This window comes from Paenibacillus lautus, from assembly GCF_050482385.1.
Classification (GTDB): domain Bacteria; phylum Bacillota; class Bacilli; order Paenibacillales; family Paenibacillaceae; genus Paenibacillus_AQ; species Paenibacillus_AQ lautus_B.
On sequence record NZ_JBCNHV010000001.1, the window covers coordinates 776264 to 796151 of the forward strand.

Annotated in this window: 20 protein-coding genes; 8 read left to right on the top strand and 12 right to left on the bottom strand. The window is 49.7% G+C overall.

Features of this window, described 5'->3' with window-relative positions:
- Positions 1–2: 2 nt before the first annotated feature.
- From ABEW73_RS03620 to ABEW73_RS03630, 3 genes are read left to right on the top strand one after another with little or no spacing between them, the layout of a single operon-like run.
- Positions 3–1109 carry a YheC/YheD family protein gene (locus tag ABEW73_RS03620; protein ID WP_430162072.1) on the top strand — a complete coding sequence of 369 codons (1107 nt, stop codon included), beginning with the start codon at positions 3–5 and terminating at the stop codon, positions 1107–1109.
- A gap of 52 nt (positions 1110–1161) precedes the next feature.
- On the top strand, positions 1162–1701 hold the full coding sequence (locus ABEW73_RS03625) for a GNAT family N-acetyltransferase (protein ID WP_430162070.1): 540 nt from the start codon (positions 1162–1164) through the stop codon (positions 1699–1701).
- Complete coding sequence (locus ABEW73_RS03630; protein ID WP_430162069.1) at positions 1683–2798, top strand: YheC/YheD family protein; 1116 nt, start codon at positions 1683–1685, stop codon at positions 2796–2798. Before ABEW73_RS03625 ends, ABEW73_RS03630 begins: the two co-directional genes overlap by 19 nt.
- An 80-nt stretch (positions 2799–2878) precedes the next feature.
- Here the strand turns inward: ABEW73_RS03630 and ABEW73_RS03635 are convergent, their stop codons facing one another.
- Positions 2879–3565, bottom strand: a complete 687-nt coding sequence (locus ABEW73_RS03635; protein ID WP_430162067.1) for an HAD family hydrolase — start codon at positions 3563–3565, stop codon at positions 2879–2881.
- A 194-nt stretch (positions 3566–3759) separates the two neighbouring features.
- On the opposite strand from ABEW73_RS03635, the gene ABEW73_RS03640 reads away from it, so the two are divergent.
- The gene (locus tag ABEW73_RS03640; RefSeq protein WP_430162065.1) at positions 3760–4038 is read left to right on the top strand and encodes a hypothetical protein; all 279 of its coding nucleotides are present in this window, start codon (positions 3760–3762) and stop codon (positions 4036–4038) included.
- A gap of 52 nt (positions 4039–4090) precedes the next feature.
- Here the strand turns inward: ABEW73_RS03640 and ABEW73_RS03645 are convergent, their stop codons facing one another.
- Complete coding sequence (locus ABEW73_RS03645) at positions 4091–4495, bottom strand: DUF6220 domain-containing protein (RefSeq protein ID WP_430162063.1); 405 nt, start codon at positions 4493–4495, stop codon at positions 4091–4093.
- A gap of 179 nt (positions 4496–4674) precedes the next feature.
- Between ABEW73_RS03645 and ABEW73_RS03650 the strand changes: the two genes are divergently transcribed.
- Both ABEW73_RS03650 and ABEW73_RS03655 read left to right on the top strand, forming a co-directional pair.
- On the top strand, positions 4675–5361 hold the full coding sequence (locus tag ABEW73_RS03650) for a response regulator (RefSeq protein ID WP_076324354.1): 687 nt from the start codon (positions 4675–4677) through the stop codon (positions 5359–5361).
- The gene (locus ABEW73_RS03655; protein ID WP_430162061.1) at positions 5358–6728 is read left to right on the top strand and encodes a sensor histidine kinase; all 1371 of its coding nucleotides are present in this window, start codon (positions 5358–5360) and stop codon (positions 6726–6728) included. The genes ABEW73_RS03650 and ABEW73_RS03655 overlap by 4 nt, the downstream gene beginning before the upstream one ends.
- A gap of 94 nt (positions 6729–6822) precedes the next feature.
- Here the strand turns inward: ABEW73_RS03655 and ABEW73_RS03660 are convergent, their stop codons facing one another.
- The 10 genes from ABEW73_RS03660 to ABEW73_RS03705 all read right to left on the bottom strand — a co-directional run bounded on the left by ABEW73_RS03660 (position 6823) and on the right by ABEW73_RS03705 (position 17651).
- On the bottom strand, positions 6823–7392 hold the full coding sequence (locus ABEW73_RS03660) for a manganese catalase family protein (protein ID WP_430162059.1): 570 nt from the start codon (positions 7390–7392) through the stop codon (positions 6823–6825).
- A gap of 96 nt (positions 7393–7488) precedes the next feature.
- Complete coding sequence (locus ABEW73_RS03665) at positions 7489–7764, bottom strand: spore coat protein CotJB (protein WP_379406175.1); 276 nt, start codon at positions 7762–7764, stop codon at positions 7489–7491.
- 6 nt (positions 7765–7770) lie between these two features.
- Positions 7771–7992 (bottom strand): spore coat associated protein CotJA, encoded by a 222-nt coding sequence (locus tag ABEW73_RS03670; RefSeq protein WP_430162057.1) that lies wholly within the window; start codon positions 7990–7992, stop codon positions 7771–7773.
- A gap of 150 nt (positions 7993–8142) precedes the next feature.
- A complete protein-coding gene (ytvI, locus tag ABEW73_RS03675) occupies positions 8143–9174 on the bottom strand; it encodes a sporulation integral membrane protein YtvI (protein WP_430162055.1) in 1032 nt (343 codons plus the stop codon).
- Positions 9175–9208: 34 nt separating this feature from the next.
- Positions 9209–10534, bottom strand: a complete 1326-nt coding sequence (locus ABEW73_RS03680) for a hemolysin family protein (RefSeq protein ID WP_430162053.1) — start codon at positions 10532–10534, stop codon at positions 9209–9211.
- Positions 10535–10559: 25 nt separating this feature from the next.
- Positions 10560–11699 (bottom strand): radical SAM/CxCxxxxC motif protein YfkAB, encoded by a 1140-nt coding sequence (yfkAB, locus tag ABEW73_RS03685; RefSeq protein ID WP_098748434.1) that lies wholly within the window; start codon positions 11697–11699, stop codon positions 10560–10562.
- Between the two features lie 139 nt (positions 11700–11838).
- Complete coding sequence (locus ABEW73_RS03690) at positions 11839–14100, bottom strand: MMPL family transporter (protein WP_430162051.1); 2262 nt, start codon at positions 14098–14100, stop codon at positions 11839–11841.
- Between the two features lie 29 nt (positions 14101–14129).
- On the bottom strand, positions 14130–15215 hold the full coding sequence (locus ABEW73_RS03695; RefSeq protein ID WP_430162049.1) for an HD-GYP domain-containing protein: 1086 nt from the start codon (positions 15213–15215) through the stop codon (positions 14130–14132).
- A gap of 108 nt (positions 15216–15323) precedes the next feature.
- Complete coding sequence (locus ABEW73_RS03700) at positions 15324–16148, bottom strand: undecaprenyl-diphosphate phosphatase (RefSeq protein ID WP_430162047.1); 825 nt, start codon at positions 16146–16148, stop codon at positions 15324–15326.
- A gap of 69 nt (positions 16149–16217) precedes the next feature.
- Positions 16218–17651: a bifunctional metallophosphatase/5'-nucleotidase gene (locus tag ABEW73_RS03705; RefSeq protein ID WP_430162045.1), complete on the bottom strand. Its 1434-nt coding sequence runs from the start codon at positions 17649–17651 to the stop codon at positions 16218–16220.
- Between the two features lie 113 nt (positions 17652–17764).
- Between ABEW73_RS03705 and moaD the strand changes: the two genes are divergently transcribed.
- Both moaD and ABEW73_RS03715 read left to right on the top strand, forming a co-directional pair.
- Complete coding sequence (moaD, locus tag ABEW73_RS03710) at positions 17765–18502, top strand: molybdopterin converting factor subunit 1 (RefSeq protein ID WP_430162043.1); 738 nt, start codon at positions 17765–17767, stop codon at positions 18500–18502.
- A gap of 87 nt (positions 18503–18589) precedes the next feature.
- Positions 18590–19636 carry an HD-GYP domain-containing protein gene (locus tag ABEW73_RS03715; RefSeq protein WP_430162041.1) on the top strand — a complete coding sequence of 349 codons (1047 nt, stop codon included), beginning with the start codon at positions 18590–18592 and terminating at the stop codon, positions 19634–19636.
- Positions 19637–19888: the final 252 nt, after the last annotated feature.

A 19888-nucleotide genomic window follows, 5' to 3' on the forward strand; every position in this document is an offset into this window, starting at 1 on the left:
TCGTGATCAACCGAGTGGAGAGTGATGGAAGACCGGTTGTAGCCATCCTGACCATGCACGATTCGAGTACCATGTTCAGGGGCAACCGGCAAAACTTTCAGGAAATCATCAAGACGGGAAAAGATATGGGCTTTCTGGTCTATGTAGTGACTGTACGTGATCTGAAGCTTGATACGGGTGCTGTCAAGGGCTACATCCTGAACAGCGACCATTCCTGGGAGCAGAGGCTATGCCCTCTGCCCCAGGTTATATATAACCGGATTCCCTACCGAGAGGATGAATCTCTCCCCTGGGTTCGGCGCAAAATCAAGGAATGCCAAGATCATCCCCATATCGACATTTATAATCCACACTTTTTTAATAAATGGCGGCTGTTTGCTTGGCTGAACAAATCCCGGTTAACTAAAAAATGGGCTCCTTTGACAAAGCGTTTGAAAGGTTACCCCACTTTATATGAAATGATGAAGCGGAACCCTTACCTGTATCTTAAACCCGAGGACGGCAAAGCCGGGCAAGGAATCATGAGGCTAAAGTATCAGAAAAACAAACCGCTCCCCTACCGCATACAGATACAGAACAACAAAAACAGCACCACATACAAAGCAGCCTCCTTGGAGCGGCTTTGGAACCGGGTTTATCAAGAGACTAAAGGAAGCTCATACCTGATCCAGCAGGGAATCGAGCTGGCCCAGGTCCACGGTCGCGCCTTTGACCTTCGTATACTTGTGCAAAAGAACGAACACGGTTTCTGGGCAGTTACAGGGATTGGAGCTCGAATGGCAGGCGCCAAGAGCATAACCACACATGTTCCTCGCGGAGGAACAATTGAGGATCCGGAGAAGCTGCTTCCGATTGTGTTCGGTCAGGAACGGTCCGACGCCATCCTTAGTGAAGTTAAAAAAGCAGCCGTGCATATGGCACGGCAGATTGAGAAGAGCTCTGGTCAAATCCATGGCGAAATGTCCATGGACCTCGGAATTGATAGCGAAGGCGTCCTCTGGTTCTTCGAAGCCAATTCAAGACCCATGAAATTTGACGAACCCGCGATCCGGAAAAAATCACTGGAGCGGATTTTTCAATATTCCGAATACCTGATCAATCAAAGGTAGCCCTTGCCTCATCCAGAGCACGGTTAAGGAAACCATGAAAGGAGGGGATCATGTGGAAATCTCTTGTCTAACTCTCTCAAGCCCGGAAGAATGGCCGCATGCCAGACAACAGTGCAGCGATTTCTTCCGGCGGTACAGCAACAAACGTCTAACCCGTGAAGGTTACCAGCGTCTAGCCTCGCTATCCTATGACGAGTTGCTGCAGCCCGGCACCTCGATCATGGCAACTACGGTTCGAAGCGATGTCGGCCGCATACCTGTGGGGATGTGCTTTGCGGCGGATTATGGAGAAGGTGCCTGTATGATTGCTGTACACCCTCTATACCGCAATCGGCATATCGGTTCTTCCCTGATCCGCTCACAATTGTCCAAATTCGGGCGGCTGCGATGCAAAGTGGCCGCCGATCATTCCGCAAGTTTGCAAATGTGCTTTCATGCAGGGCTTCAGGCCATAGCGCTTGAGCAAGGTCCGACGGGCAAACCTACGCTCGTTATGAGCGGAATCCTTCCCCTGCATCCATTCCACAGATCTTCAGCATCTCGTGATGACTCTGTTCAAGAAGGTGAACTTCTGTGTCAAAACCCGTCTTAGGTATTATGACGTTATACTTGGATGAACGGAAAACGCTGGAGGAGCGGCATATCTACGAGCATATGATCAAGGAAGGAAAAGCGATAGGACTTGATGTTTACGTCTTCACTCCCGCAGACGTTAACAGTGCCCAAAGCCTGATCAACGCCATGGAATACGATCCGGATTACGGGAGATGGAGCCGGAAATTGCGCTCTTTCCCCAATATGATTTTTGATCGCTGCCGCATTCAAAAGAGCCCCCGCTTTCAACAGTTGCTGCGTTTTCGTTCCCGCTATCGCTATTTACTGTTTCTGAACAGACCTTTACGCAACAAATGGACGATTCATCAAGTATTGTCCACCAGGAAACGCTTCCGTCCCCATCTGCCGGATACCCGAATCGTAACAAGTACAAATGACATCCACCGGATGCTCAATGTTCATCCTACGGTCTATTTTAAACCGATCAACGGTACGGGAGGACGCGGAATTTTGCGGATTACGAAGGTGCCTGGTGTTGCGGGAACGTATGAAATCCGGGGGCGCAATTCCAACCGGAGCATCATCAGACCCAAACGAATGCCTTCAGGCCATCTGGCACAATATCTGTCGGGCTGGGGCAATAAAGATCGATATCTGGTTCAAGAGGGGATACAGCTGGAGCTTCCGGATGGAAGAGTGCATGATTACCGGATGCTCGTACAGAAAAATGGATCCGGTCAATGGCAGGTGACCGGTTGCGTGGGGCGCGTCGGAGCGCCGAAAAGCGTTACCTCCAACCTGCATGGCGGCGGACGCGCGACCATGATGGAAGAATTGTTAAGCAAATGGATCACGGACCCGGTAAAGCGTGTCAACATCCGGGAGGAAGCCGATTCTCTCGGCGTGGATGTAGCCCAATTCCTTGACGGACAGTATGGAGGCCTGTGCGAGCTTGCCCTGGATCTGGCCGTGGACAAAACCGGAAGAGTTCTTCTCCTCGAGGTGAATCCGAAGCCATCAAGGGAAGTCTTCTCCCAAATCGGCGATACGGCTGCCTACCGTGAATCGATGGTGAAGCCGTTAGAATATGCACTGTGGGTGTACAACCAAAAGAAATCCGCAAAAAATGCTTAAGCTAAATCAGAAATGCACAAAGGCTGTTTCCAAGAGGTTGCTTGCTACCCTTGGGAACAGCCTTTGTGACTCCTATCGATCTACTCGGCGTGATTATGAAGCTTCAGCAGGTCTGAAAAAGAATGAATAACGACGTCTGATCCCTTCAGCTCCTGCTCCCCGCCAAAGCCTGCATAGTGGCAGCCAATGACGGTTTGTCCGTTCTCTTTGCCTGCCTCCACATCCGATGACCGGTCCCCTACCATCCACGCGTCCCGGATATCGTGTTCATCCAGCAGCAGTCTTACCAAATCCACCTTGGAAGCCGTTCTATGCTCACCGGCACTGTAGACGTCTTCAAAGAGCGACATGATCCCTCTCGCTTCGGCTATGCCTTTCACGTAATGCTCCAGGCCGTTGCTGGCAACAAACAATCGGACGCCGCGTTGATGAAGCTCCTCTAGCGTCTCCTTCACTTCAGGATACAATACGGCTGCTTCATTGTTTAAGCCTTCGAGCTCCAGTTGCAGCAGCAGCTCGTCTGCACGGCGATGAGCCGCCGGCGTTCCATTCGGCATGACAATCTTCCAAATGTCTTCGAGCAGCATTCCCAGACATCCAAGCATGAGCTCCTCATCCGGCGTTTCTCCTTCATAATGCCCCTCTTCACGTAAAATGTCGAACAATTTGTGATAGGCGGGCAGCAGCAGGGTCTCCGTCTGAAACAGCGTTCCATCCATGTCAAATATCATCGCTTCCGGCTTGATCAACGTTGCTGTATTTTCCAATTTGGTCCTTCCCTTCCCTTCAATCCATATAATCTGATTCTAGTCTAATCTTTCCTCATCATATAGGAACCATATCACATCCGCAAACCCCATCTCCTCATTTACTTTTGATCTTCCGCCTATAAAATATGCGTAACCGGGAGTGCTTTATAGTTGTTATACATATAACACGTACTACTATGAGGGGGATTTACATGCCTGGAATAAAGAAGTCTGATACTGCACCGCCAATTGGGCAGCTGGAAGCCGAGCTGTTGGCTGAGCTGAGCCGCTATGATCCCCATGAACAAGCTGCCATTCTCAAGCGGATGGTGAGCCGCCTTAAGAAAGAACGGTATGTCCGCAGCCCGATCGTAGTGGTTAAAGAGATGGCTCGGACGCCGCTCGTATGGCTCCTGCTGTCCATGGGAATGATGATTCCCATTCTGTTCTATATCCTGTTCGTTTGGGTATCGCTGGCAGTTGAAGGGTAATACCGCATAACCTCCGATTAAGCCATAACCAACACCGCAAGGCCTTTCATATTCAATCTACCCCTCTTTGTCCCTGTCGATAGTAGGGCAGAACGGAGCGCGCCGTGTCCACCGCGAGCCAGAACAATCCGATGGCAATGACCGGATGCCATGCACCCGCACCAGGGAAATTGGCCGTGAAATACTGGCTGAGGACCAATAACAACATGACCAACGAGCTCCATTTATACTTGGCGGGCAGCTTGCCTGCAAAACCCGAAAGCAGCATAAGCAGCGGCACAATTTCAAAAAAATGAACAAATCGAGTATGGCTTCTCCACATCGATCCATCGTGAAACAGCGCCATGCCGGCAAATAGCGTCTGAATGGCAATACAAACAACAAAAATCCAGGCCAGCCCTAGTGAAATCCAACCGGCGAGCGGTGTTTTTCTTACGGATGAAGCTTGTTGATTCATCTCGATATCCCTCTCTTGTTTCATAATCTTTATGGATACCATCCTATCACCGGAATGTTGTGATCTTGTGATGATGGCTTGCGGATTCCGTGAAATTTTCCATTCGCGGCTGGAAACCGTATATAATGGGGGGGATTTAAGGTTAAACCTAACGAATCAAAAGAAAGGCAGGATTCAGCATGGCTCATACCTTGCTTCTTGTAGACGATGAACGGAAAGTCATTGAATTTATGGAGTCATTCCTCCGGCAAGAAGGATTTCAGATTATTACCGCTGCGACAGGTACGGAGGCTTTGGCCAAAGCGAGAGATTTCAAGCCTTCCCTGGTCATACTTGATTGGATGCTGCCTGAATTAAGCGGCATTGAGGTATGCCGCGAACTCAGAAAATCAAGCCGTGTCGGCATCATTATGGTTACTGCAAGGATTGAGGAGACGGATAAACTAATCGGGCTTGAGGTAGGGGCGGATGATTATATGACCAAGCCTTTCTCACTCCGCGAGCTGGCTGCCCGGATTCGTTCTGTTCTGCGCAGAATGGAAGGCGGTTCGGTTTCCGAGGATTTGCTTGAGCGCGGCGAATTAACGATCTCGGAAACCCAATGCCGGGTATGGAAACGCGGCCAGGAGATACAGCTGACTCCTACTGAATTCAAGCTCCTTCTTACCCTCGCTTCCAGACCGGGCGTGGTATACAGCCGTCTGCAGCTGCTTCAAGCGGCCATGGAGGACGATATCCACAATGATGAACGGACCGCGGACGCCCATATCAGCCGGATCCGTAAAAAAGTAGAAGATGACCCTGCCGAGCCCATTTTTATAAAAACGGTGTATGGTTTCGGCTACCGGTTTGAACAGCAGCCATGAGTGTTGGACGTAAGATATTCATCGTGTTGTCGTCGTTTATTATTGGATTCAGCACCGTTTTCGTCCTTCTTACTTACATTGTGATCCGCGACTCCATGGATGTCATGCTGCAAACCTCGCGTGAAGAGGAGCTGAATCAGCTTCAGGCCAGGCTGCTCAGCTACTATGTGAAGAATGGGAACACCTTCCGTGCCATTCAGGATCAGGAATGGTTAACCGAAAGTCTACCAGTAGCCGACCACCAGGAAAGTATCCTGCTGGTATCCAGGGAACAAACGGTTCTCTTGCATGAGGGGGACGCGGTTGAAAAACAGATCAAACACTTGGGGGTTAAACGGACGTTATATCTTGAAGGCAAACCGATTGCGGACGTGTATTATTATGATACGGATATAGCAAACCTGTCTAAGCTTCGAATTGGCACACCCACATCCATCATCATTCTGTTAGGAGGAGGCACTATCCTCTTCGTCCTGCTCTCCCTCGGAGCCGCCTACTGGATATCGCGGAGGCTTACTGCGCCGCTGCGCAAACTCGTACCGGCCATCGAACGCCTCGGTCAAGGCGAGTACGGTATCCAGGCTCCGGTTACCTCGGAAGACGAATACGGGAAGGTCGCGGTTGCTTTTAACGGAATGTCTTCCAGACTCGAACAGTCCGAGATGGTCCGTCGCAATCTGGTGGCTGATGTCGCACATGAGCTTCGAACACCGCTGACGATTGTCCGAGGCAAGCTGGATCTGCTTCAACAGAGCAGGCAACCGATCCAGCCGGAACTATTGCTTCCCATCCAAGATGAGTTGATTCGCTTAACCCGTCTCGTAGGAGACCTCCACCAACTATCCCTGGCCGAAGCGAAGCAGCTGCCGCTGGTTCGGAAACCTACGGACATGCTGGATCTGCTGGGTCAGATTCAGGAGCGCATAGAGCCAGATGCCGATGCCAAGAATTTGACCCTGCGTTTGACGAGCGCTACGGAACACACTTCCGTTCCTGTGGATCCAAGCCGCATCACACAGGTGTTTCTGAATCTATTCATCAACGCGGTTCGGTATACACCCCAAGACGGGCTTGTCCACATCACGTTACAAGAGGAGCCCGCTTCCGGCATGCTACGGATTGATATTCGGGATACAGGCCCAGGCATTGACGCCCAGCATCTTCCCTATCTCTTTGACCGCTTCTACCGCGCGGATGAAGCACGTGCACGGCATCAAGGCGGTATGGGACTGGGTCTGGCGATTGCCAAGGAATTTATCGTATCTCACGGTGGCACGATTCAGGTGGAAAGCCAGCAGGGGCAAGGAGCTACATTTACGGTCCGGTTGCCCTATCATGACTCGGATCAGCGGTCGTACGGGATATAATGGCCCCATGCTCCTATCCAACATAAACAGACAGGCCCGGACAGATATCGACTGGGCCCGTCATTGTTTTATTATCGAAACGATATCCTCTCCCTTAGAATATTTTTTTCGTTGCCCGATCTTCCTTGATAATCTCTACAGCTTCCCTGAAACGGATCGAATGGATAATTTCACGTTCCCGCAAAAATTTGAGACTGTCCTGCAAATCCACGTCATCCGTTAAGTCGATGAGCCATTGATATGTAGCGCGCGCTTTCTCTTCTGCCGCAATGTCCTCATACAAATCCGCAAGCGGATCGCCTTTAGCTTGAATATAGGTTGCTGTCCAAGGGACCCCGCCGGCATTCTCATAATACAGCGCATGATCATGATTGGCGTAATGTGCACCCAATCCGGCAGCCTCCATCTCCGAAACCGTTGCATCTTTCGTCAATTTATACACCATAGTGGCAATCATTTCAAGATGCGCGAATTCCTCTGTTCCGATATCATTCAGCAATCCGATGACCTTATCGGGAATGGTATACCGCTGATTCAAATAGCGGAGCGCTGCCGCGAGCTCCCCATCGGCACCCCCATACTGCTCAATCAAGAACTTCGCCATTCTCGGATCACATTTACTTACGCGTACCGGATACTGAAGCTTTTTTTCGTATACCCACATAGGATCGTCCGCCTCCTTGTTCTCGCTTTTCCTCTTCGCAAGGGCTGCATGCAGGTGGTGAAAAAAATAGCAGCCCGCTTGCCAACACCGTCACCGTTAAACCTGCCAGGGCCAAGGCCCCTGGGCCCATTCGAACGGATATTTGGAAAAAGCACGGCCAAAATTTTGCAGCGGCCCATACAACTCTTGAAATTGCTTCGCGAGCACCGTCCTTTCCTGCGTCAGCCTGTTGAATTGCTCGATGCTCTTGAGATCATCCGGATGGGTGTCCAAATACAGGTTCAGCTCCACCAGGACAAAATCCAATGCTTGAAGCTGCTCGAGCATTTCGTAATACTTCCGATCTCCAACCTGGGGTCTGGTTTCGTTCACGGCCGATCACTCTCCTTTAAATTTTCGCGAGGTATACGGGCTAAACAAGGATGGCCATAACGTTCCGTGTCTCAATGCCTCGGCAGGGCTAAACTGCGGCAGGCCGGGCGGTTGAAACACGACATACTGGTTAACAGGCACCACATACGTTCTGTAGGGCTTGGGCGGGCAAGGATCAAATGGCGAATGAAATACCTGGTATACGCGCACCTCAGGGTTTTCCTTCAAGGGTATTCCTCCTTATCGTTACGATCCGTCGTTATCAAGGGCTCTTTGTATTTAACATATGTCTTCCGCCCAGAAAATGAACTGCAAATTGACAAAAAAAACCCTCTCCCCTGGAATATTTCCGGGAAAAGGGTTCTCGTTGAGTTGTCCTCAAAATTTAATTTTGATTTGGAACAAGCCGGCTTTACGCATAGCGGAATAGATAATAACGACCAAAGGGCCCATAAAAAATCCGATCACACCCACCAGTTTAAATCCGATATACATGCTGACCAGGGCAGGCAATGCGCCGATTCCGACGGCATCCCCTATGACCTTCGGTTCCAACACGCGGCGGATTACCGTAATCAGAATGAACATGAAGATCAAGCCAACTCCTGTAAAAATATCGCCTACTGCAAGCAGGTAGATGGACCATGGTATCAAGACGGAACCTACACCCAGAATCGGCAGAATGTCGACAATGGTGACAAGCAGGGCGATGGCAAGCGGATAGTTAACGCCTAATACCAGCAAGCCGAGCAGCGTGATCACGTACGTAAACAGGCTGAGAAGCAGCTGTGCCCGCAAAAAGCCGAAAATTGATTTTTTCAGGCTGATCAGCACTTCGTTCACCTGCGACTGTGATGTCTCATCGAATAGCGACAACACTTTCTCACGCATCGTATCGAGGCTGAAAGCGAACAGGAACACCGCTACGCAGAATACAATGAACGTGACGAACAGGTTCGGCAGCGTTTTGGCAAAGGACAAAAATGTTGATGATACCGAATTGACAAGCGACCGTACATAGGAAGAAATATTCGACATGAATTCGGTAAGGCTGTCGGCAAGCCCCGGCGAAATGCCGTTTAGCATGTCTTGCGCTTGAATAATCGTATGCTGAAGGAATTCGTTAGCACCGTCAAAATATTGCGGAGCCCGGCTCCAATATTCGACCAGTTGATTAAACACCTGCAGACCGATCAAATAAGCCAACAGCAGCATCAAAAGAAGGAATATCGTGCTTGTCACCGTTGCGGCCGCGATGCGGTTCAACCGAAGTCTTTTCATTAAGAGCCGATTTAACGGCTCCAAAGCAATAGCAATCACGATGGCCAACAAGAACGGAGCTCCAACCGTAAACATTCCGTACAGCAACAGGAGACCAAGACCGATAAATATGAGCTGCTTAATCGACATAATCCACTTCCTAACAAATAGAGTCTTGCTAGTTCTAGGAGAAGCTGCTCTCGAGCTTCTGATGAATCATGACGCGAGTTACACGCAACCGTGTGGACTCCTCTACCTCAAAGACCACCCCGTCAAAGATGGTTTTCTTTCCGACCGCCGGGTTCCCTTCAAGCTCCTTGAACAACCAACCACCGATGGAATCCACGTTATGCTCTTCAATCATCAGGCCGGTCAAATCATTCACTTCTTCAATGAGCATCCGACCATCCACTGAAAAGTACTCATCATACACTTCAATCTCAGGCCGCTCATCTTCAAATTCATCGTACAGGTCCCCAACAATCTCTTCCAGAATCTTCTCAGCTGTCAGAATACCAGCTGTCCCCCCATATTCGTCAACCACGAGCGCAAGCTGCTCATGCCTTGCCTGCATCTTCCGCAGCACCTCGCTGATCTCCGTTGATTCCGATACGTCCATAATCGGTCTCATCAAGGAAGCCAAATCACGCTGCTTATCAGGCTCCGCCAGCAAGAGATCCGTAATGTGGACAAACCCGATAATGCGGTCTTTGTTGTCCGTTGCAACCGGGTAACGGGAATGCTTTGTCTCATTGACGATCTGAAGATTCTCTTCCAAGGTATAATTGGTGAAAAGAACGTCCATGTCCGTCCTTGGCAGCATAATTTCTCTGGCTCTCAAGTCAGAAAAATCGAACAGGTTGTCCATTAATTTCATCTCGTTCTCGTCAATGACACCGCTTTTTGCGCTCTCGTTCATCAGAATCCGAATCTCTTCCTCGGAGTGGGCTGCTTCAGCCTCACTTGCCGGCTCGATGCCGACCATCTTTAGAATACGATTAGCGGAAGCATTCAGGACCCAGATCACCGGCAGAAAAATGCGATAAAACCAGAGCAGCGGCGCCGACAGAATCAGAGCCGTCCCCTCCGTCCGCTGAATAGCCAAAGACTTCGGTGCAAGCTCCCCTAACACAATATGCAGGAAGGTGATAATACAGAATCCCACCGCAACCGATATCGTGCTAATCAAGCGCTCATCCGTAAAGCCAATGCTATGCATAATGGGAGCCACCAGCAATTCTGAAATGGCAGGCTCCCCAATCCAGCCAAGACCCAGGGAAGTTAATGTGATCCCAAGCTGAGTTGCGGATAAATAGGCGTCAAGCTTCTGGTTTACTTTCAGGGCAATGCCAGCCAGCCGGTTCCCTTCGCTAACGAGCTGGGTCAACCGGGATTGACGCATTTTCACCAGTGAAAATTCGGCAGCTACAAACACGCCGTTCAACAAAACGAGCAGGAAAACCAAGAGCAAATTCAAAATCAGTTTCCCGACCTCAAATTCCTCCGCCATGATGACACGCCTTCTTTCTAGAGTTCTAGTTTGTCTTTGCTTGCCTTGACTTGAAATCCACACCTCGGTAGTACATGTCCGCCACCAACAGGTTCGGCCCACAGCAGCTTACTGCATCGCAGTGACAGTTAACCGTTTGGTTCAACGGGTGTCCTGTTGTCCATTCGTTAAAAATATCGTCAAGCTTCTGTTCCTTAATATTACCAAAAGCCGGAATATCAGCAAAATCCGTTACATACACGTCACCCGAGAATAAATTCACATTCACCCGATTACGGCCATCCGGATCATTCCGGACCGTTACGTTCGGTTCTTGCCGCAGGCGGCGAATGATCTCTTGGTCATGATCATCGGAGCTGCAGGCATAGAAGGGCAGCGTTCCGAACAGCATCCACATGTCCCGATCCCGGACATCCAGCAAATGGTGGATGGCAGCTTTCGTATCATTCAAGGACAATACGGGCAGAGCGGAAGCAAAGTTTGAGGCATACATCGGGTGAACCTCGTGCCGTTTGCAGCCCATATCCTTGATCAGCTTGTGGATGCCGCTGAGTTTCGTATGCGTCCGATAGTTAATCATCGATTCAGCGGATATGTACATGCCCGCTGCACTCAGCTTCTCCGAATTGACCAGCATCGTATCGTACATTTTGTATGCCGTCTCCTTGGAGACAGAACGTGCGCTATTTGCAAATCCGACCTCATAGAAGTCATCTCCGTTCAAATAATTGAATGAGATATGCATAACGTCCAGATAAGGCAGCATTTTCTCATACCGACTAAGATCGAGCGTCAGATTGGAGTTAATCTGGGTCCGGATGCCCCTTTCCTTAGCATACTTGAGCAAGGGAACAATCACGTTGTCCACCGTCTTGCCCAGAAACGCCGGTTCTCCACCCGTCAGACTAATCGTCTGCAGATGTTCTACCTCGTCCAGTCGCTTCAGCATCGTATCAAGTGGCAGCATCGGTGCTTCCTTCATGACAAGCATATCACCGACAGCGCAATGCTCACAGCGCATATTACAAAGATGCGTCACTGTCATTTCCACACTGGTCAGCACATGACGACCATGCTCGCGCAGCGAAGTTATCGGATCCCATGGATCATAACTCGGCGAAATGGGCCTTACGGCTGATGGAAATGGCTGTGCTGTATTACTCATGGTTCACTCACCTGATTTCTTTGAATTACCGATTCATGCAGTACAACTTTACGCTTTATGTACTCTACGGCTTTGATAATGTCCATTATATGATTATAACATACCCCAACAGAAGGCTTCTCCTTGATTCGGCTGGGAATCATCCGGCTTCCCCATGTTTGTCTGAGTGTTCCTTGGTAGTACGTTTGTGTGCCGGAAACATCCATCTTGGACTCCACCAATTCGCTCTCCCCATAATCTTCATAAACGCAGGCACAAGCAGCACACGAATCACGGTGGCATCCAGCAGAATGGCTGCTGTCAGGCCTAAACCGATCGCTTTCATCACTTCATTATCCGTAAATACAAATGCACCCACAACGACGGCCAGGATTAGGGCAGCGCTTGTAATCAGCCCGCCCGTGCTCTCCAGACCTTCAGCTGTGCTGAATTCGTTGTCCCCCGTCCGTTCATAGTTCTCCATCATACGCGAGAGCATCATGACTTCATAGTCCATCGATATGCCGAACACCACGCAGAATATCAGAATCGGCAAAAGGGCAAAGATAGATCCCGTAGAGGAAACACCCAGCCACTGCGCGCCTATCCCCTCTTGAAATACCCACACCACGATACCGAGTCCGGCGCCGAGGCTGAGCATATTCATGATGCTTGCTTTTAAAGGGAGCACGACCGATCGAAACGCCAGGAGGAGAATGACATAGGTAACTACAAATACAAAGATCAGGACGAAGGAGATATTCTGATGGATGACCTCAATGATATCCAGTTTGTACGCGGGGCTTCCGGTGACGTAGGTCGTCAGCTCATTCGTGTCCATCGTCCGTAACGCTCGGACAAGCTGCATGGTAAGCTCATGGGATTCCCCATATTCCGGGATCACGGCGACGACTGCCACATTCCCCTTAACAAAACGATGCTGCTCCAGCTGCTGGCGGATATCTTCGCGGGACAAATACTTCGATGCTTCTTCCACCGATCCTCTGCCAATGCTCAGATAACTCTCTACCTGCTTCACGCCCGGCATCATCCTGATTTCATCCGTATATGCCTTCATTAGTTCGATGCTGCGAAAGTCCTCATAAGTGGCCGGAAGCTCTACCGCCACAATGATCGAATTCAATTCACGTTCGTCATAAGCCTGTATGAGCAGGTCGTGACCATAACGGGATTCATAGGCAGGGGGAAGCACTTCGGCTGCGGGGATCGCGATATTTATGTGCCGCACCGGATAAATCGCTACCAATAGTAAACCGATCGCTGCGATAGAGATGGTTACAGGATGCGCCATGACAAATCTGGAGAGCTTTCTCCACATACCGGAGGTCTGCCGTTCCCGAAGCGTCCGGTATGCGGCAGGGAATAGAGGGAACGTTTCTATACGCGGGCCTAATATTCCCAATAATGCGGGAAGAAGCGTGTTACCGGCCAGCACCGATAACAGCACGACGGTAATGCCGCCTATGCTGAAGGAACGGAAGATCGGCAGGTCTATGAAACTCATCGCCACGAAACCAATCAACACAGCCGCACCGGAGAACATCACCGCTTTCCCGGCAGTTGCGCAAGTGACAGCCAGGGCCGTTCCCACATCTCCGTTCCGTGTCCGCATCTCTTCCTTGAAGCGGCTTACGACCAGCAAAGCATAATCGATACCCACGGCCAGCCCCAGCATCGTTACAACATTCGGAAGGAAATTGCTGATCGAACCGTCGGCCAAAGCCACGAAATACAGGATTCCCATCGTGACCACCACGCTGGCAACACCGGCTAACAATGGCAGGATCGCGGCAGTCAATGTTCCGAATACGACCGCCAGGATGAGCAGAGCTGCGGGAATGCCTATCATTTCGGCATGGATGATATCGCTTTTGACGGCTTGGTTCATGTCGGCGAAGATGGCGGTATTCCCTGTTATGTAAGTATCCGCTCCCGTGATGCCCGGAACCGAATCTCGAATCTCTTCAAACTGCTTCAAGGCTTCCGTGGAATCCAGATCCAGCAGAACCGTTACGGATACGATATGATCCTGGCCTGCCCTATGAGCTGCCATATTCATATAAATATCCCTGACATAGGGACGAGCTCGCAATGGCGCAAGCTCCGTCAATATTCGCCTCTGCGCCGTGCCTGCCGTCAGATTCTCATCGTGCTGACTGACTACGACAATATCCAATGAGGCTGCCGACAATCCTAATCCCTCTTCCAGCTTCTCAATCCCGATCTGGGCCGGGCTATCCTTCGGCGTAAACCCGTTGTGCTGCAGAATGGACGGCAGCTTGAACGCAAACGGAAGCAGCCCGCAAAACAAAAGAAGCCAGGTCACAACAATGGCTTTACGGTAGCGGTAAATCTGTCGCCCCCATGTATGCAGCAATGTTGTATGGCCGTTACGTCTCACGAGTCAACCTCCTTTAGGTCAAGTTTGATCTATGGTGCTCGTCCGATACCAGCAATCATAATGGCCAGTGTTTCCGACAAATCCAATTCGTAAGGTGCAGATAGCGGGGTGCCTTCGGCATCCGTTAATACGCGGACAACGGGGCGATGAGGCACATGTGCGTGAATTTTGGATACCACTCCACTCTCACCCGTATGCAATTTCACGGTGATCCCCGGAGGATATATCGCAACCCGATCCCGAAACATAGCCAGGAATGACTGTTCATACAGTGTTCCCGAGCCCGCATACATCACCTCTACCGCTTGATGCGGCAATAAGGCAGGCTTGTACACCCGCTGTGTTGTCATCGCGTCGTAAGAATCCGTAATCGCAATCCATTTGGCGTATTCATGGATCTCAGGTCCCTTCAAGGCTCTGGGATAACCGCTGCCATCCAGGCGCTCATGATGTGACAAGGCGCAATGCGCCGATAACAGCGGAATGTTGGGTTCATCTTTCAATAATTTGAACCCGATCTCGGTATGCTTCTGAACCTCGCGAAATTCTTCTTCACTCAGACGTCCTGGATGATTCAGCAGCACCTGGGATATCCTCGTCTTGCCGATATCGTGAAGCAATGCCCCCAAGCCCAGCACCTTCAGATCCTGCCGATTATACCCGTAAGACACGCCAAGAACCGTTGAATACAGACATACGTTAAGAGAATGACGATACAAGTTGTAATCGTTCGTATTCATATCGGTCAGCAGCACCATGCCCTCGTCATGATCCGATATTTCATCCATAATAGACTCCATCATTCCAGAGAACGTTTTGCCTAAATGAAGAAAGCTTCCCTTCAGAGCAGCTTGGCTCTCCAGGGTCTTGAAGCTCGTCCGAATTGACTGGATCGCGTGCAGCCGAGTTTCCTCGGTCAACAACTCCGGAACCACGATATCCTCTGTCATCGGTTCCTCGATATAGACATACCCGAGTTCCAACGTGCCCAGACGGCGGATCAGCCCTGTTGTCAGTTCCACGCCTTCGGCAAGCAGGATTAAACCATCGCTATTATATATTCTTTTACCAAGAACCATCCCCGGCCTCAACGCGTTGATAGGTATAAGACGCAAAATCCGTCACTTCCTCTGCTATTCTCAAACTTGTGTGGGATATAGCGTCTAGTCTTCAGTGGGTCACGATACGAAGAAGCCGGATCTCCTCCTTGTGTCTCCTCCTGCTTAATGCATGATAAACAGCCAAAAAACGGCAGCGAGAACAAAACGGTAGATCGCAAAATGAGTAAGCCTTATCTTCTGTATGAGCTTCATGAAGGCCAAGACGACAAAATAAGCGACAACAAACGAAACGATAAATCCGGCAAGAAATACACCGATCGTATCTAAAGTAAAATATCGATAAGAATCCAGTAATTCATAACCGGATGCAGCACACATAATGGGAATTGCGATAATAAACGAGAAGTCGGCCGATGCCTTATAGCTCACACCGCTAAGCATCCCCCCAGAGATGGTGGATCCCGAACGGGAGAAACCCGGCCATAATACGGATATGATCTGGTAGACGCCAATCTGAAAGGCCTGTTTATATGTCAAGTCATCCAAATCATGCGATGTCACTTGAACTTTATGTTTATTGTACCATTCTGCAAAAATCATAAAAATACCGCCAGCAACGAGTGCAAACAACACCGTCTGTGCATGGAACAGGCTCTTGATGAAATCCCTCGCAAAAAAAGCAACCAGCAGGGCCGGCGCAATCCCCAAAAAGATATGAATCAAATTCAATCGTTTTCGAGGCATCTTCTTGGTCAACGGTTCACTTCGGCTCCAGCCGAGCAGGTTCAAAATCCGATTCCAGTAAACGATCGCGATCGCCATAATAGCACCGAGCTGAATGACAACCTCAAACGTCTTCATGATCGGAGTTTGATCGTCGTAACCGAGCACCTTAGCCGTCAAGATCATATGGCCTGTGGAAGACACCGGAATGAATTCGGTCAGTCCTTCCACAATCCCCAGTATAATGGATGTGATAAAATCCATGATCCATCCCCTCCTTACCTTTGTCCTCCTCATATGTATGCTCGGCCAAAGGAAGTTAGTCGGGGATTGTCAGGATATCCAGCGTGGAATCATGGACTCTTCAAGCGAACCGGGCCTCGAAAGCTCACTTCGCAGCAGGTCTCTAATAAACTCCGGCAGCATATATACCGTATCCTTACCAAGTGACAACGACTCATATCCGATTTTGAAAGTGAACATGTCGAGTGTTCCCACCTTGTATTCTCGCTGCGGCTCTAGTGTTTGTCCCTTCAAGGAGATATGCGTGATCTTTCGATAAGGCTCTCCGTTCTTGTCATAGTGAATCTTCAAGCCATCGACAGCCAGGCCGCCTAATATATAACCGCGGAAGCCAAAGCCCAGTATCTTCTTCCCGCTGAACTCCTGGAGCAGGCTCTCCTCAAGTGCTTGATAAATATGTTCTCCGCGCAGCTTCACGACGCAGGGATTAATCGGGGACGGACACAGGCCATGCAGCATACCGGTGCTGATCTCGCCCTCCGGGAGCGGTCCGAGCAGCTGCCCCGAGTTCACGACAGCAAAATCGGCATCCGTGTGCTGCATCACTGCCTGAGCCAGCAGGTTCGCAAACGGCGACTCCTCCTCATAGTGAATGGGCAGACTACGGTCAATAACGGCTACGGCCTCCGTTAATTTCTCCCTTGCCAGCTCATGGTGTTTCATGATCGCCTGCTCTACGATGGGTTCCATCAAGTTTTTATCCACGGGCAGCAGACTTCCCTCTATACAGGTAAAGCGATCTTCTGCATGACCACGCTGCATGACGAGGCGACCTACGTATTGTCCGAACTTGCCTGCACCGCACACGGCAGTCTTCCCGATCATCAGAGGCTCCTCAAGGATGTGATGGGTATGACCACCAAGAATAACATCAATCCCCTCAACATTTTCTGCTAATCTTTTATCAATCGTTAGTCCTAAATGGGATAAAACAATCATGATATCACACTGGCCCTGAAGCGCTCGTACTTGCTCAGCAATAGCCTGGACCGGATCTCCGGCTTCCCAGCCTAACAATTGATAAAAGCCTGCAAAAGCAGCCGTTGCGCCGGTGAGCCCGATTCGAATGCCTTCTCGTTCCAGGATCACATGCGGCTTCATCCATGAAGGAGGATTACCGCTCTTTGTCTCCCTTATGTTGCAGCACACAACGGGACACTGCAGTCCGGCGTATACACTCTCCAGAACATCATACGAAATGGTGAGCCCCTCGTTATTACCAATCGTAATGGCGTCGTATCCTGTCAAATTAATGACATCCACATTGGCTTGGCCCATTGTGCCTTCGGTTTCCACCGATGCCCGGTCCATATGATCACCGATATCCAGCACGATTGCCTTATCACCGGCAACCGCCTTTTCCCGGGAAATAAGTGCCGCCACATTACTCATCATTTCAAAATGGCTGTGTATATCGTTGGTATACAATATCGTCAGCTTCTGTTTGTTGCTTCCTAACCCCATCTGGCGGCCCCCTCCCCATGTTCGTTATTCCATAATTTCCGGTCTTACAAGCATAACATTTTAGCGAAGAATATGGTATATTGTAGCCCATAAGAATTACGAGGTGATAAAGAATGTCAACAACCATTTCTATATTATTATTTGCAGGATTAGCTGATCGAATCGGCACAGCTTCGCTTACATTTAAAGTACCGGGCTTTCCCCTTACAGCTGGGGAATTGAAGCTGCTTCTTAGCGAGGCTTATCCTGATGCCCAATCCCAGGTTGCCACAGCTTTCGTCGCGGTCAATCAAGAGTATGCGCTATCGGACCAGCTTATTCAAAGCGGTGATGAGGTAGCTTTGATTCCACCTGTGTCCGGTGGTGACGGAACCGCCCCGCAAGACTCCGGATCCAGGTCCTCGGCAGATGGGATGTGCTCTATATCCTACGACCAGCTGTCCGTAGAAGCAACCATTGCCAAAGTTCATCATGATAATCATGGAGCAACGCTTTCCTTTGTAGGTACAACGCGAGAGATGACCGGCCAGATGCGAACGGTTACGCTGGAGTATGAAGCATATATCCCGATGGCGCTAAAAGAGATGCAGCAAATATGTGCTGACATTTTTCGACAATGGCCCAGTACGCAATGTGCGATTTCCCACCGTATCGGTACGGTCGGTATTGGAGAAACCAGTGTTGTTATCGCTGTATCCTCCCCGCATCGGAATGCATGTTATGAGGCCAGCCGTTATGCCATCGAACAATTGAAGCGATCCGTTCCAATTTGGAAAAAAGAGATCTGGGACGATGGTTCGGAATGGAAAGGGCCGCAGACCGGACCCTGGGACCCAACCGTTAGGCAATAAGTCATGATTACACATTGTAAAACCATTATTTTCTTGCTAAGATAGTTTTGATCTTTTTACTTATATAAGGGCAAGAGGTGCAATGATTTGAGAGTACATGTCACGGACCTGATACCCGGTGATCAAATGCAGGATGATGCTTACAACACAAACGGCGTTCATGTTCTACAAAAAGGAGCAACCCTTCGTTTAGAGGATATATCCAAGCTATTGCAGCACGGTATCGATTACATAGAAATAAACCCACGCGCATTGTCCGTATCCCTCGATTCATCATCTGAAATTTCAGACTCATACAACAAGGTTAAACCCCATTTCAGTCTTGCATTTGACGGGTGCTCCACCTTATTTACGGAAGCGTCACAAACCGGTAAATTCAATGAGTCCGTTGTGGACGATGTTTTCATACCCTTAGTCGGCTCTCTGAATGAGCATACGGATGTGGTCTCCCTGCTTCTGCTTTTTAATGGTAAAGACGATTATACCTACAGGCACTCCGTTCAAGTAGGAATGTTATCGTACTATATCGCGGATTGGATGGGTTACTCCGACAAGGAAGCTTATGAAATTGGCAAAGCGGGCTATCTTCATGATATCGGCAAAAGCAAGATTCCAAGGGATACACTGGACAAGCCAGGGAAGCTGACTTCTGAAGAATATGAGGAAGTGAAGCTGCATACCATCTATGGTTATGAGATGATCTCCGAATCCATGGAAGATAAGGTCACCGCTATGGTCGCGCTCCAGCACCATGAACGGGATGACGCTTCCGGCTATCCACGAGCGCTCCGTGAAGACCAAATTCATCCATACTCTCATATTTGCGCTGTTGCCGATGTATATAGCGCGATGACAACGAACCGGGTCTATCAATCCAAGCAGCAGCTGTTAACCGTACTTCGGGAGCTGTATCGTCTTAGTTTCGGTAAGCTGAACGGCAAGCCGACGCATGCCTTCATCCAGCAGATGCTGCCAAACTTTATCGGTAAAAAGGTTCTGCTGACGACCGGCGAATCCGGCCATATCGTCATGAACAATCCTTCGGATTACTTCCGTCCGCTCGTGAAGACTGAGGATCGATTCATCGACCTCTCCAAGGAATATAATACCGAGATCCAAGAGATTCTTCTGTAACCGCCATTTTCGCCTAAGGCCCCTTATGAATAACTCATATAACCGTCAGGCTAGTATGCTGGCGGTTTTTTCGCGCACTTTTGTGACATTTCTCACATCCCCTCACTCTTGATTTCTGGCAAAATAAAAGACGTATGCTAACGAGATACTCACGCAACTATAAATGTCACAATGAATCAACATAATATAAACAATCCCAGCATCCCCAGCATTAAAAAAGGAGCAAACCACTCGTGCCCGAGTGATTTGCCC